This is a genomic window from Variovorax monticola, from assembly GCF_051216855.1.
Lineage (GTDB): Bacteria > Pseudomonadota > Gammaproteobacteria > Burkholderiales > Burkholderiaceae_C > Variovorax.
In genome coordinates this window covers 763,062-776,682 of sequence record NZ_JBPJZP010000002.1, presented here as the reverse complement: position 1 = coordinate 776,682, position 13,621 = coordinate 763,062, and the positions used below count along the sequence as shown (strand labels likewise).

Here is a 13,621-nt window from a genome sequence, read left to right as displayed (position 1 = left end):
ATCGGTTGCATTCAATGAAAGTCCCGGCTCGTGTTGCTCTGCGCCAGCCGGCCCATGAGCGGCGTCAGGTCCTTGAAGCCGGTGGCCACCAGGTGCTGCACCTTGCCGCCGTTGTCGTCGTCACGTTGCCAGGTGCCCTGCACAGCGAGCAATTGCGACTTGAGCAGCGGCTCGCGCCAGGCCTCGATGACATGGTTCCAGACGATCACGTTGACGTTGCCGGTCTCGTCCTCCAGCGTGACGAAGATGGTGCCGTTGGCGGTTCCGGGCCGCTGCCGCAGCTTGACGATGCCGCAGGCGCGCACGGTCTGGCCGTTGGCTTGCGCGCTCAGCTGCTCCGCGCTCATGAGCCGCATGCGCGCCAGGCGCGGGCGCAGCAGCGCGAGCGGATGGCGGCGCAGCGTGAGGCCGAGCGCCGCGTAGTCGCCGACGATTTCCTCGCCCTCGGTCGCGGCCGGCAGCAGCAGCGCCTGCTCGTGGATGGGCACGCCCTTGAGCAGGGCCGGCGCGCGCGCGCCCATGCCGCGGGTGGCGGTGGCGTCCCACACCTGCTGGCGCCGATGGCCCGAGAGCGCCATCAGCGCATCGGCCGCGGCCAGCGCGGCCATGTCCTTGCCTTCGAGTTCGGCGCGCAGGGCCAGGTCTTCGGTGCTGGTGAAAGGGGCTTGTGCGCGAGCCTCCAGCAGGCGCTTTGCGCCGGCCGCGCTCAGGCTCTGGATGCGGTTCAGGCCCAGCCGCACCGCGGGCTGGTTGTCGTTGCCCAGGCGATCGGCGTAGCGCACGTCGGTGCCGTTCGGCATGCGCGGGGCATCGGGCGCACGGGCTTCGAGCGTGGTGTCCATCTCGCTCACCATGACATCGACAGTACGCACTTCCACGCCATGGCGCCGCGCGTCCTGCACCAGCTGCGAGGGGCTGTAGAAGCCCATCGGCTGCGAATCGAGCAGCGCGGCAAGGAAGCAGGCGGGTTCGTAGTTCTTGAGCCAGCTGCTCACGGTGACCAGCAGCGCGAAGCTCGCGGCGTGGCTCTCGGGGAAGCCGTAGTCGCCGAAGCCGAGGATCTGCTTGAAGATGGCTTCGGCGAACTCGGCCTTGTACTCCTTCGCGACCATGCCTTTGACGAGCTTGTCGTGGAACTTGTCGAGGCCGCCCTTGCGCTTCCACGCCGCCATGGCGCGGCGCAGCTGGTCGGCTTCATCCGCCGAGAACCCGGCCGCGATCATCGCGATCTGCATCACCTGCTCCTGGAAGATCGGGATGCCCAGCGTGCGCTCCAGTGCGGGCTTGAGCTCTTCACTCTCGTAATGGATCGGCAAGCCTTTGCGCACCCGCTCGCGCTGCTTGAGGTACGGATGCACCATGCCGCCCTGGATGGGCCCGGGCCGCACGATCGCCACCTCGATCACCAGGTCTTCGTAAGTGCGCGGCTTCAGCCGCGGCAGCATCGACATCTGCGCACGGCTCTCGATCTGGAACACACCGACCGTGTCGGCGTCGCAGATCATGTCGAACACCCTCTGGTCGTCGTTGGGAACGTGGTGCATCTCCACCATCGAGCCGCGCCAGCGGTTCATGTGGTCGAGCCCGCGGCGAATGGCGCTGAGCATGCCGAGCGCGAGCACGTCGACCTTGAGCATGCCCATGGCCTCGAGGTCGTCCTTCTCCCACTGGATGACGGAGCGCTTTTCCATGGAGGCCTTCTCCACCGGCACCAGCCGCGTGAGCCTGGTGTGCGTGAGCACGAAGCCGCCCACGTGCTGGCTCAGGTGGCGCGGAAAGCCCTTGAGCCGCTGCGTCATCTCCATCCAGTGCTCGAGCTTGAGCGCGTCTTCCTTCACCCCCGCGCGTTCGCATGCCGCGTTCAGCTGCTCACCGAGCAGGGTGTCGTCGAACCAGTAGTGGTCCTTGGCGAATTCGTCGATCAGCCGTTCGTCGATGCCGATGGCCTTGCCCACGTCGCGCAATGCGCTGCGCGAGCGGTAGCAGATGACCACGGCGGCAATGGCGGCGCGCTCGCGGCCGTACCTTTCGTAGATGTACTGGATGACCTCCTCGCGCCGCTGGTGCTCGAAATCGACGTCGATGTCGGGCGGCTCGTTGCGCTCACGACTCAGGAAGCGCTCGAACAGCAGCGTGCCCTTGTCGGGGTTGATGGCAGTGATGCCCAGGCAAAAGCACACCGCCGAGTTGGCCGACGAGCCCCGCCCCTGGCAAAGAATTTTCTTCGACCGCGCAAAGCTCACGATGTTTTCCACCGTGAGAAAGAACATCTCGTACTTGAGCGAGATGATGAGTGCCAGCTCCTTGTGGACCTGCATGCAGACGCTGGCCGGAATGCCCGAGGCGTACTTTTCGACCGGATATTTGTCGAGCGCACCCTCCCACGTCTTGCGCACCAGCGTTTGCGCCGGCGTCTCGCCATTGCCGACGCTTTCGAGCGGGTACTGATAGTTCTTGCGAATTTCCTGCGGATCGAACCCGCAGCGCTCGGCCACCACCCGCGTGTTCTCCAGCATGTCGTTCAGGTACGACTGAGCCAGCAGCACACGCGAGCGCAGGTGCCGCTCGGCATTCGACTGCAATGCGAAGCCGCACTCGGCCACGGTCTTGCCTTCGCGCACGGCCGTCAGCACGTCGTGCAGCGGCTTGGTGCCGCGCGAGTGCATGTGCACGTCGCCGGCCGCCACCAGTGGCACGCCGGCGGCCTCGCCCGCCTGCACCAGCGTGACGAACCACAGGTCGTCGTCCATCTCGTTGAAAAGCTCCAGCGCCAGCCAGAGGTTGTCGCTGTACAGGGCCTTGGCTGCCGTCAGGTCTTCATGCAGCGTGGCCGCATCCACGGTCTCGCCAGGCATGCGATGCGGCACGAAGAGCACCTGGCAGTGCTGCAGCGAGGCCACGTTGCAGCCGTTCCCGCTGCCGTCCCAGCTCACGTGGTATTCGCCCTTGGGCAGTTCGGTGGTGGTACGCGCGGCGGTGATGAACTCGCACAGGTTGCCCCATCCCTGGGCGTCGTTCGCGATCACCACGAGCCTGAAGCGCTCGAAGCGGAACTCGCTGCCGAACAGCAGGCGAAAGCCGGGGTTGCGCGGAATCTTCGGCTCGTCAGGGTGCTTGCGTTCGTATTCGTCCAGCTTCGCAGGCAGGTCGCGCAAGGCCACGTAGGCGCGCACGATGCCGGCGACCGAGCACTCGTCGGTGATGGCCAGTGCCTCGTAGCCGAGCTGGTAGGCACGCTCGACCATTTGCTCGGGCGTCGATGCGCCGCGCTGGAAACTGAAATTCGTCAGGCAGTGCAGCTCGGCATAGCCCGGCAACGCCACGGTCGGCCGCGCCCGCATCTGCACCGGCAGCGCATGCACCTTGGCAGGCTGGCGCTTGCGCTCCTGTTTGTCGCTGAGTTCAGGCATAGAAGCCCTGCAGGTACCAGCGCACCTCGCCGGCAGCAAAGCGCGCGGAGTGCCGCTCGCGAAAGATCCACACCAGCCCGGCCTCGGGGCTCTGCGCGACGTAGTAGTCGCGCATGGCGGGCTGGCCGCCCTCGTCCTTGCCGCCCCACCAGCCGGTCTCCATGCGCTGTGGGCCGACGAGCCGGCTCAACGGGCCGCGGTAGCACGGGCGCTCGCCGTCCATGTCGAGCAGCAGCGGCTCGGGCAAGAGCCACGGCGGGTAGAGGGCGTCGGGTTGCGAGGCGGCGGCCTGCGCTTCCTTGCGGACCTTTTCGGGTGCCTTGGGCGCCTTGTCGAGTGACTTTTCTTTCTGCAGCGCCGGCCGCCACGCCTGCTTGCGCTCCGGCCGATGGTCGGCCTGCGCCGAAGGCACCACCACCTGCTGCGCCCCGAGCCGTACGCTGAGCCGCTCGACCATCTCGTGCAGCTTGTCGCCCTTGCGGTTGTCTTCCGGCAGAAAGCTGGTGCTGGCGCCGGCCCACGGGTCGGTTTCGAGCGTGCGCAGCTTCAGCCAGCTCACGGGCGCGGCCAGCGTGGTGAGGGCGAGCTTTTCGGACAGCAGCCGGCGCAGATGCGCCATGTCCTGCGTGGGCTCGGCCGTGCGCACGGTGAGCTGCTGGTGCGGCGGCAGGTTCACGCCGTTGAAGCGCTTCAGGTCGAGCGTCCACTGCAGCTCGAGCGCACGCGCGCCGCGCTGCCGCGCGCGCAGCCAGATCTGCAGGGCCGACAACAGCCGGTTGCCCGACCACATGAGTTCGGGCCCGGTCTGGGCCAGCGCGGGCAGCTCCAGCTTCTGCTCGAACACGTCGGGCAGCGTGAGCCAGGCGTGGCTTTCGGGGCGCAGGCCCCAGGCGGCGTCGAGCGCCACGCGCAATTCCGCGCCGAAGCGCCGCGTGAGGCCGCCGCGCGGCAGCGCCGCCACGTCGCCCCAGGTGCGACAGCCCAGGCGCGCGAGCAGGTCGAGGTGGCCGTGCGCGGCGGTCAGCGTGTCCAGCGGCAGGCCGGCCGGAATCTGCGGGGGACGGCGCTCTTCGCGCGCGAACAGGCGCAGCCGCGCCAGCGCGATCAGGCTGGTGGCACCCTGCGCGCCCAGCATGCGCGCGCCGGGCACGGGGTTGTACGCGAGCAGTTGCCGCATCAACTGGGTGCGCCCGCCCCACAGGCGTTCGCAAGCAGAGACCTCGAGCATCAGCGCCTCGTCCTGCCAGGCGACGTGGGGTGTGTACTGCAGCGCCCACCAGCCCAGCGCTTCAGGTGTGGGCAGGGCCGCGGCATCGGCGGCTCGGGGCGAATCGGGGCCGGCCGGGGTGGTGGGAGTGGTGGCCTCAAGCGACCACTGCAAGGCGATCCAGTGCATCCTGGCCTCCCTTCCACGCATCGATGCGCACCACGGTGGCCGACGTGGCCGTTGCGCCGGCGGGCACCGTGCCCTGCTGCTGCAAACGCAGCTTGCGCCGCAGCCGGGCGGCGGCCAGCAGCGCGGCCATGCGCTCGTTGCGCGCCGGCAGCATCACCGGCGCGGCCAGCGGCGGGCCGCGCCGCTTGAGGATGTGCAATTCGATCTGCGACGCATCGGCCTCGCTGCGCGAGGCGCTGATGCGCAGGCGCGCGGGCGAGGCCGACAGCGCGACCGATTCGGGCCGGCACACGAACAGCAGCAGCTCGTGCTGGGCGGCGGCCAGCTGCAGCCGCCGCAGTTCGCCCACCCGCGCCTGCGGCAGCCACGCCACGACGGCCGCCACGTCCGCGCAGCGCAGCGCCTGCTCGCATGCCCAGAGGCGCGCGGGCGCCGCCTCGCTCTTGACGCACATCAGAGACTCCACCGGCAGCCCCCGCGCCGCGAGCGACGCCCCGCAAGGCTCGTAGGGCGGTCCGATCAGCACCACCGGCCCGCCGCGCGCCTGCACGGCCTGGGCCAGCGCGGGCAGCAACAGCTGCCACACATGCGCTTCGGGCGCGGTTTGCAGCAGTTCCGTCATCGCCCCGACCGGCCAGCCGCCGCCCGGCAGTTCCGCGTCCAGCGCGGCGTGGCCGGTGGCGACGACCTGCGCATCGGCCAGGCCGAGTTCGTCGGCGTGCCAGACGCCGCGGCCCGCGGCGGCGGAAAAGGAGTCGAGGAAAGGGAGGCCCATGGTGAAGACTGTTAACTGTATTTTTATACAGTATTTCATGCACCACAAGCAAAGACCGGCAAAGATCGATTTACCCCGAAGGAACGCTGCCTTAAGATGAGTTTGTTAACACTTTGTGACTTCAACACACAAAATGATTCGTTCGATCGCCGCCGCCCTGACCGCCGTCACCGCCTTGTTCACCTTGGCACTGGCACTCCCCTCACCGGCGCAGGCGCAACCCAAGCCCATCGTCATCGGCCAGACCTACGTGAAGACCGGGCCGCTCGCGTCCCTGTCGACGGAGCCGCTGGTCGGCATTCGCGCCATGTTCACGGCGCTCAATGCCGCCGGCGGCATCAACGGACGGCCGGTCGAGCTGCGCCAGCTCGACGACGCCTACGACCCCGCCAAGGGCGCGGAAAACGTCAAGACCTTCGTCAACGAAGGCGCGGTCGGCATCCTCATGCCCATCGGCACCTCGTCGTCGGTCGGTGCGCTGAAAACAGCCAACGAACTGAAGATTCCCGTGGTCGGCCCTTACACCGGCGCGGGTCCGGTGGTGAAGTTCTCGGAGTACGGCTTTCCGGTGCGCATCAGCTTCGACGAGGAGTACAGCCGCATCGTGAACCACCTGTTCACCATCGGCCTGTCGCGCATCGCCTTCGCGCACAACGACAACCCGGGCGCGCGCTCGGCGATGGAAAGCACGCAGAAGTTCATTGCCGAGCGCGGCGACAAGATGGTCGGCAGCGTGGCCGTGAAGAACGACGGCTCCGACGCCGCCGAACGCGCGCAGGAGCTGGCCAGGCTCAAGCCCAAGGCGGTGGTGCTGTCGGCCACCAACGACGTGGCCGCGAAGTTCATCACCGCCTACCGCGCGGCCGGCGGCGAGACGGCCTTCTATTCGTTCTCTTTCCTCAACGGGCAGAAGCTGTTCCAGGACATCAGGAAGGACGCGGCCGGCGTGGTCATCTCCCAGGTGGTGCCCTACCCCTGGAACAGCGCGATGCCGGTGATTGCCGAGTACCAGGCGGCCATGAAGAAGATCGGCGCCACCGAGTTCAGCTACGCCAGCCTGGAGGGCTACGTCACGGCCAAGGTGATGGTCGAAGGGCTGAAGCGCGCGGGCGCGAACCCGACGGCGGACTCGCTGCACAAGGGCCTGGAATCTTTCAAGACGCTCGACCTGGGCGGCATTGCCGTGGCCTACCGGCCCGGCGAGCACCGCGGGCTGACCTTCTCGGAGCTGTCGATGCTCAAGGCCGACGGGCGCTACCTGCGCTGATCGGGCTTCGGGCCGGCGAGCCGGGCGGCCACGAAACGTTCAACCGGCCAGCACGATGTCGGCGGCGGGCACCGCGCGAATCGGCACGCCGAAGCTCGTGATGTCCGACAGCGTGGCGTTGTGGTGCGCGCGAATCTGCGCGCCCGTGGCGTGCGGCTTGTCGTGCGAGGTGTGCGCGTCGGCGGCCAGCACCACCTCGTAGCCCAGCGCGGCGGCGCGGCGCGCGGTGGTGTCCACGCAGAACTCCGATGAGTAGCCGCAGATCACCACCCGCTTCACGCCCTGGTCCGACAGCCAGGCTTCGAGCGGCGTGCGCAGAAACGAGTCGGGCGTGGTCTTGCGGATCTTCGTGTCGCGCGAGTCGGTGTTCAGCGCTCCGGCGAGCTGCCAGCGCTCGGAGTCGAACGCCAGGTCCACCGCGTTCTCATGCTGGACGAAGGCGACCGGCACGCCGCTCGCGCGGGCGCGTTCGGTGAGCGCGTTGATGCGCTGCATCACTTCTTGGGCTTCATGGGGACGCGGCGGGTCGTCGCACAGACCACGCTGGACATCGATGACGAGGACGGCAGTTTTCATGGCGCCCATCGTAGCCGCCCGCTTCAGTTCCAGGCACTCACCTCGAGCCGTACTTTCCCGCTGATGCCGGGCGCGGCCGGCGCGGCGCCCAGGCTCGACAGCGGCACCACGAACTGCAGCTTGCCGCCGGCCAGCTGCCTGGGGCTCATCGGCAGCGAGGCCTTGCCTGCCGTGTCGGTCTGCCAGCCGTACTTGACGCTCCAGTCCTGCGCCGCATCGTCCGGCGCGGGCGGCGAGAGCTCGATGACCAGCGTGTCGCGAAACAGCGAGCTGCCTTCGTAATGGCCGTCGAGCCAGAACTTGTTGTTGACCTGGTAGTCGGGCACGCGCACGCCCAGCGTCATGGCGTAGGCCAGTGTCGGGCGGTCCTGCTTCACGCGGGCCTTGTTGGCGAGGAACACGCTCGACAGGTAGATGGCGCGCCGGTCGGCCTGGGCGGGGTCGGTCAGTTCCTTGTGCGTGCGGCAGGCGGGCGAGTCTTCTTCCGCCACGCGCCGGCTCAGGTACCAGCGCTTGCCGCGCGGCGCGGCCAGCAGCTCGACCTGGTAGAGCGCGTCGACGTCGGCGCCCGCGGGCAGGTCGGGCGGCAGCGTGACGCCGTCGACGTCGAACCACAGGTCGACCCGCACGTCGCCGAACAGGAAGCGCACGAGGTTCTGGTAGGCCTCCTCGGAATTGACGATGCCGAAGAAGCCCGAGTGCGAGCGGTAGGTGTAGGCGGTGGCCACCGGCCGGGTCTTGCCGGCGGCATCGGTCGACCAGAGCGAGGCGTTCTCGATGCGCACCAGCCCGTCGCTGCCGTGGCCCGCGAACATGCGCGACAGGCCCTTGGCGCTTTCGTAGTCGCCGCGGTTGGAGCCGACCATGCAGAAGAATCGCTCGGGCGCAAAGGCCGTGGCCGGCAGGTAGTCCATGCGGCCGTCGACCGGCGCGGTGGCCAGGAACTCGGACATCTTGTCTCGGTTGAAGGTGTTCATCTCGTTGACCGTGAGCCAGGCCGGCACGTTGATGCCGCCCATGTCGATGCCGTTGTGCGGCGTGGCATAGGTGAACACCTTGTCGACGCAGGCGCGCGCGGCCGCGTCGCCGAGCGCGGGGTTCTGCAGAAAGGCCCGCACCACGAGCCCGCCCATCGAATGCGCGACGAGGTAGCAGCGGAAGCCGGCGCTGTCGAAGCCCGGCCCCTCGCGCAGCGCCACCAGATCGCGCACGCGAAGAATCAGCTGGCTCAGGCCTTGCGCGTACACCGTGACGTCCTTGGACTGGCCGTCGCCGAGCAGCTCGGAGCCCGCGTCGTAGTAGCGATAGATGATGACCGAGGCCGAGGGAATGCCGTCCACGTCCTTGCCGGTCTCGTCGGGCGATGGTTTCCAGTCGGGGTCGAGGATGTCCAGGCCGTTCTGATACACGCTCTGGTACTGGAAGTCGGCCAGCAGCCGCACCACGGGCGATTCGAAGACGAACTTCTGCGCGGGCGCTTCTTTCTTCACCGTGGCGCGGTACACCGTGGAGCCCAGGTTGAAGCCGCAGAACGGATCGGCCGCGGTGTCGTCGCGCTCGGCCTCGGTCATGGCGTAGCCGCGCACGTAGATGATGGGATGGCGATTGCTGCTCATGGGTCTGCCGCCTTGTCGAAGCCGATCGAGCCTTCCAGTGTGCCGAGGCGCGGGGGCGCCCGCCATACAGCGCATGGCATAGGCAAAGGCCCTGCCTGCCGAATGTTTCTAAGGCTGAAACCATTGAAGCGCCTGCCATGGCTAATCTCCCGCCATCCGACAAACACAATCAAGAAAGCTCTCCCATGGCTGACGAATCGGGCTCGCAGGGCTCCTACCTGCCGCAACTCCTGCGTCGCGGCACCGCACTGGCGGCAGCCGGCTGCGCCTTCGTGGCGGGCTGCAGCGCCGCCAGCGGCGAGGCACGCTACGACAACTCGCCCCAGTTCAAGGACGGCGGGTTCCACAACATGGCCAACCCCGACCTGCCCGCGCAGGCCAGCGCCTGGCGCATCTGGTCGCGCTTCATCGTCGGCAGCAAGGTCGACAGCGTGCCCGTCGACGCCATTCCGGTGAAGCCGCTGGACCGGGCCACGCTCGACGCGCTCGACGTCAAGACCAACCACGTGGTGCGCCTGGGCCACTCGTCGCACCTGCTCAAGCTGCGCGGCAAATACTGGCTGATCGACCCGGTGTTCAGCGAGCGCGTGTCGCCCGTGCAGTGGGCCGGGCCGAAGCGCTTTCACCAGCCGCCGATCACGCTCGAACAGCTGCCGCCCATCGAAGGCGTGATTCTTTCGCACGACCACTACGACCACCTCGACCTGGCCACCATCGAGTACCTGTCGAAGAGCGTGCAGCACTACTTCGTGCCCCTGGGCGTGCGCTCGCGGCTGGTGGTGATGGGCGTGCCGGCCGAGCGCGTGAGCGAGCTCGACTGGTGGCAAGGCGGCGAACACGACGGCGTGAAACTCACCGCCACGCCCGCGCAGCATTTCTCGGGCCGCACCCTGGGCGACCGTGACCGCACGCTGTGGGCCTCGTGGGTGGTGCAAAGCGGCGACCAGCGCATCTTCTACAGCGGCGACTCGGGCTACTTTCCCGGCTTCAAGCAGATCGGGGAACGCTTCGGCGGCTTCGACATCGCGCTGATGGAAAACGGCGCCTACGACGCCATGTGGCCCGCCGTGCACATGACGCCCGAGCAGAGCGTGCAGGCCTTCGAGGACCTGCGCGGCAAGGTGTTCTTCTCGGTGCACAACAGCACCTTCGACCTCGCCTTCCACACGTGGCACGACCCGCTGGACCGCATCGCGGACCTCGCCGAGGCGAAGAAGATCGAGCTGGCCACGCCGGTGATCGGCGAAGTGGTGACGGTGGGGCAGGCGCGCACCAACACGCGCTGGTGGGTCGGGCTGCGCTGAGCCTGCTTGTCAGGGCCTAGGCCGGATTGCGGAAATGCCGCTCGATCGCGCGCACCGTGTCCAGCAGTTGCGGGCGAACGTCCTGCATGAAGGCCTCCGGCGCCATCGAGCGTGGCCCCGCCGCGCTCAGCACCATCAGCGGCATGCCCTTTCCGACCCGCAGCGGTGAGGCGATGGCGTTCACCTCGCCGCGCCAGTCGCCGAAGGAACTGCAGCAGCCGTACTGCTCGATGTCGATGACCGCCTGACGGATTCCCTGCTCGATGCGCGGCCAGCCCGCCACGTCGAGCGTGCGGATGCGCTCTTCCAACCCGCGGCGCGCGCCCGGCTTGGCACCGGCCAGGTAGGCCCGCCCCATCGCCGAGGTGGCCAGCGGAATGCGCGAGCCGATGTTCAGCCGGATGGTGACGATCGAATCGCTGCGGCAGGTTTCCAGGTAGAGCATCGACATGCCGTCGCGCATGCCCAGCGCGATCAGGCAGCCGGTGTCGTTGGCCAACTGCTGCATGAGCGGACGGCTCACCTCCTTGGCGTCGAGCCGCGACAGCGTGGTGCCGCCCAGCGTCAGCGTGGCCATGCCCAGCCGGTAGCGGCCCGACTCCGCCACGTGGTGCAGGAAGCCGAGCTTGGTGAGCGTGTAGGTCAGCCGCGTGACCGTGGACTTGGGCAACCCGCAGCGCTCGGCCAGCTCCTGGTTGCCCAGGCGCTCCTCGCCCGAGGCGAAGCATTGCAGCACCTGCAGGCCGCGCGCCAGGGCCGTCACGAAATGCCGGTCTTCCTTGGCGTTGACCTTGCGCGCCACGTCTTCGTACTCGCCGAGCTCGCGCTTGGAATGGATTTCTGCGCGCTTCATGCGCCCGACTCTAGAGCAGCCGGGCCAGGCGCTGCGAAACGATCGCCTCGGCCTCGCGCATGATCCGCGCGACCAGTTCGGCCACGGTGGGCACGTCGTGGATCAGGCCGGCCACCATGCCGCAGCTCCAGGCGCCGGCGTCCATGTCGCCGTCGACCATCACCTTCGGGTACACGCCGCCCACGAACTCGCGGATGTCGTCGATCTGCGTGCCCGCGCCCTTCTCGCGCTCGATGGCCAGCAGGGCCTGCACGCCCGCGTTGTTCAGCACGCGCTCGGTGTTGCGCAGCGGGCGCATCACCAGCCGCGTGTCGAGCTCGGAGGCCGCGACGATGGCCGCCTTCACGTTGGCATGCACCGGCGCCTCCTGCGTCGCGATGAAGCGCGTGCCCATGTTGATGCCTTCGGCGCCGAGCGCCAGCGCGGCCACCAGGCTGCGGCCGTCGGCCATGCCGCCCGAGGCGACGAATGGAATGTCGAGCGCCTCGGCCGCGCGCGGCAGCAGGATGAAGTTGGGCACGTCGTCCTCGCCCGGGTGGCCGCCGCATTCGAAGCCGTCGACGCTGACCGCGTCGCAGCCGATGGCCTGTGCCTTGAGCGAGTGCCGCACCGAGGTGCACTTGTGGATCACCTTCACGCCGGCCTTCTTCAACTGCGGCATGTAGGGCTCGGGGCTGCGCCCGGCCGTCTCGACGATGCGCACGCCGCCTTCGACGATGGCGTCGATGTACGCCGGGTACGGCGGAGAGGCGAAGGTCGGCAGGAAGGTGAGGTTGACACCGAAGGGCTTGTCGGTCATTTCGCGGCAGCGGGCGATTTCCTTCGCCAGAAGTTCGGGCGTCTTCTGCGTGAGCCCGGTGATGATGCCCAGGCCGCCCGCGTTGGAGACCGCCGCGGCCAGCTCGGCGAAGCCGACGAAATGCATGCCGCCCTGCACGATGGGGTGCGCGATGCCGAAGAGTTCAGTGATTCTGGTTTTCATGGTGAAAGTGCTGGGAACTGTCAGTGGCTGCGCTGCGAAACAATTTCTTCCTCGACCTCGCGCAGCCGGTCCTTGCCGAAGAACATCTGGTCGTTCACGAAGAAGGTGGGCGAGCCGAAGGCGCCCTGCTCGAAGGCGGCCTGCGTGTTGGTGAGCAGCGCCTGCTTGACCTCGGCGGTCTGCATGGCCGCAAAAAGCTCGGCCGCGGGCAAGCCCGCGTCGTTCAGCGCGGTGGTCACGACCTGCACGTCGGCCATGTTCAGGCTCTGCTCCCACATGCACGAGAAGACGGTGTCGACGTAGCGCTCGAAGCAGCCGAGCGCCTGCGCCGCCACGGCACCGCGCATGACGCTCAGCGTGTTCACCGGAAAGAACGTGTTGCGGCGGAATGCCGAGAGCCCGTGCTTCGCCAGGAAACGCTGGAACTCGAGCGCGTCGTAGGCACGCTTGTTCGCAATGTCGGCGAAGGCTTCGGCCGGCGAGCGGTTGTTGGTGAGCTTGAAGAGCCCGCCCAGCAAGATCGGCACGTACTCCACCGCAGCGCCCGTGCGCGCCGCCATGGCCGGCAACACCTTGTGGCACAGGTAGGCGTTGGGGCTGCCGAAGTCGAAGAGAAAGCGCAGCTTCACGGTGTTCGTCTCGTTCATGGTCGCTCCGTTGCTCACCAGGTTTCCATCCACGGGCGCAGTTCCATCTCGTGCGTCCATGCATCGCGCGGTTGCTGGTGGATCTGCCAGTACGCCTCGCCGATGCTGTCCGGCGACACCACGCCGCCCTGCTCCAGCAGCGCGTAGCGCTCGGGAAAATTGGTGCGGATGAACTCGGTGTCGATGGCGCCGTCGACCACCGGGTGCGCCACGTGGATGCCCTTGGGCCACAGTTCGCGCGCCATGCTCTGCGCCAGCGCGCGCAGCCCGTGCTTGGCGCCGGCGAATGCGGCGTAGCCCTCGCGCCCGCGCAGGCTGGCGGTGGCGCCGGTGAAGATGATGGTGCCGCGCCCGCGCTCCAGCATGCGCCTGGCCACCTCGCGGCCCATCAGGAAGCCGCCGAAGCAGGCCATCTCCCACACCTTGAAGTAGACGCGCGCCGTCGTCTCGGTAATGCCGAAGCGCACGTTGGCGCCGATGTTGAACACCGCCACCTCGATGGGCGCGATGTTCTTCTCGATGTTCTCCACCAGCGAGACCATCTCCTCTTCCTTGCGAGCGTCGCTGCCGAAACCGTGTGCCTGGCCGCCCGCGGCTTCGATCTCGCGCACCAGCGGCTGGAGCTTGTCGGCGCTGCGCCGGGTGACGCAGGCGATGTAGCCCTCGCGGGCGAATCGCTTGGCGATGGCGCCACCGGTGGCGTCTCCGGCGCCGATCACGAGGATGGCTTTCTTGTCGTTCATGCGGTGTCTTTCGTCGGTCGGTCTGTGAATGCACGCGGGTTGCCGTGCGGCC

11 protein-coding genes are annotated in these 13,621 nt (G+C 68.0%); 2 read left to right on the top strand and 9 right to left on the bottom strand.

What is annotated here, in order from left to right:
* Positions 1 to 11: 11 nt before the first annotated feature.
* The 3 genes from ACSFA5_RS08995 to imuA are packed head-to-tail and all read right to left on the bottom strand — an operon-like array spanning position 12 to position 5,581.
* Positions 12 to 3,410 (bottom strand): error-prone DNA polymerase, encoded by a 3,399-nt coding sequence (locus tag ACSFA5_RS08995; protein WP_435443666.1) that lies wholly within the window; start codon positions 3,408 to 3,410, stop codon positions 12 to 14.
* On the bottom strand, positions 3,403 to 4,806 hold the full coding sequence (locus tag ACSFA5_RS08990) for a Y-family DNA polymerase (RefSeq protein ID WP_435443665.1): 1,404 nt from the start codon (positions 4,804 to 4,806) through the stop codon (positions 3,403 to 3,405). Before ACSFA5_RS08990 ends, ACSFA5_RS08995 begins: the two co-directional genes overlap by 8 nt.
* Positions 4,775 to 5,581 carry a translesion DNA synthesis-associated protein ImuA gene (gene imuA / locus ACSFA5_RS08985; RefSeq protein ID WP_435443664.1) on the bottom strand — a complete coding sequence of 269 codons (807 nt, stop codon included), beginning with the start codon at positions 5,579 to 5,581 and terminating at the stop codon, positions 4,775 to 4,777. Before imuA ends, ACSFA5_RS08990 begins: the two co-directional genes overlap by 32 nt.
* A 133-nt stretch (positions 5,582 to 5,714) precedes the next feature.
* Between imuA and ACSFA5_RS08980 the strand changes: the two genes are divergently transcribed.
* Positions 5,715 to 6,848: an ABC transporter substrate-binding protein gene (locus ACSFA5_RS08980; RefSeq protein ID WP_435443663.1), complete on the top strand. Its 1,134-nt coding sequence runs from the start codon at positions 5,715 to 5,717 to the stop codon at positions 6,846 to 6,848.
* A 39-nt stretch (positions 6,849 to 6,887) separates the two neighbouring features.
* Here ACSFA5_RS08980 and ACSFA5_RS08975 read toward each other — a convergent pair whose 3' ends face one another.
* Together ACSFA5_RS08975 and ACSFA5_RS08970 are read right to left on the bottom strand one after the other, a co-directional pair.
* Positions 6,888 to 7,424, bottom strand: a complete 537-nt coding sequence (locus tag ACSFA5_RS08975) for a cysteine hydrolase family protein (protein WP_435443662.1) — start codon at positions 7,422 to 7,424, stop codon at positions 6,888 to 6,890.
* A gap of 23 nt (positions 7,425 to 7,447) precedes the next feature.
* Positions 7,448 to 9,040: an esterase/lipase family protein gene (locus ACSFA5_RS08970; RefSeq protein WP_435443661.1), complete on the bottom strand. Its 1,593-nt coding sequence runs from the start codon at positions 9,038 to 9,040 to the stop codon at positions 7,448 to 7,450.
* A gap of 185 nt (positions 9,041 to 9,225) precedes the next feature.
* Between ACSFA5_RS08970 and ACSFA5_RS08965 the strand changes: the two genes are divergently transcribed.
* Positions 9,226 to 10,344, top strand: a complete 1,119-nt coding sequence (locus tag ACSFA5_RS08965) for an MBL fold metallo-hydrolase (protein WP_435443660.1) — start codon at positions 9,226 to 9,228, stop codon at positions 10,342 to 10,344.
* A gap of 16 nt (positions 10,345 to 10,360) precedes the next feature.
* Here ACSFA5_RS08965 and ACSFA5_RS08960 read toward each other — a convergent pair whose 3' ends face one another.
* From ACSFA5_RS08960 to ACSFA5_RS08945, 4 genes are read right to left on the bottom strand one after another with little or no spacing between them, the layout of a single operon-like run.
* Positions 10,361 to 11,197: an IclR family transcriptional regulator gene (locus ACSFA5_RS08960; protein ID WP_435443659.1), complete on the bottom strand. Its 837-nt coding sequence runs from the start codon at positions 11,195 to 11,197 to the stop codon at positions 10,361 to 10,363.
* 10 nt (positions 11,198 to 11,207) lie between these two features.
* Positions 11,208 to 12,179, bottom strand: coding sequence for an NAD(P)H-dependent flavin oxidoreductase (locus ACSFA5_RS08955; RefSeq protein ID WP_435443658.1), 972 nt, complete (start codon positions 12,177 to 12,179; stop codon positions 11,208 to 11,210).
* Positions 12,180 to 12,199: 20 nt separating this feature from the next.
* Positions 12,200 to 12,826, bottom strand: coding sequence for a 2-hydroxychromene-2-carboxylate isomerase (locus ACSFA5_RS08950; protein ID WP_435443657.1), 627 nt, complete (start codon positions 12,824 to 12,826; stop codon positions 12,200 to 12,202).
* Between the two features lie 14 nt (positions 12,827 to 12,840).
* Entirely contained in the window at positions 12,841 to 13,569 is a 729-nt protein-coding gene (locus ACSFA5_RS08945; RefSeq protein WP_435443656.1) for an SDR family oxidoreductase, read from the bottom strand.
* Positions 13,570 to 13,621: the final 52 nt, after the last annotated feature.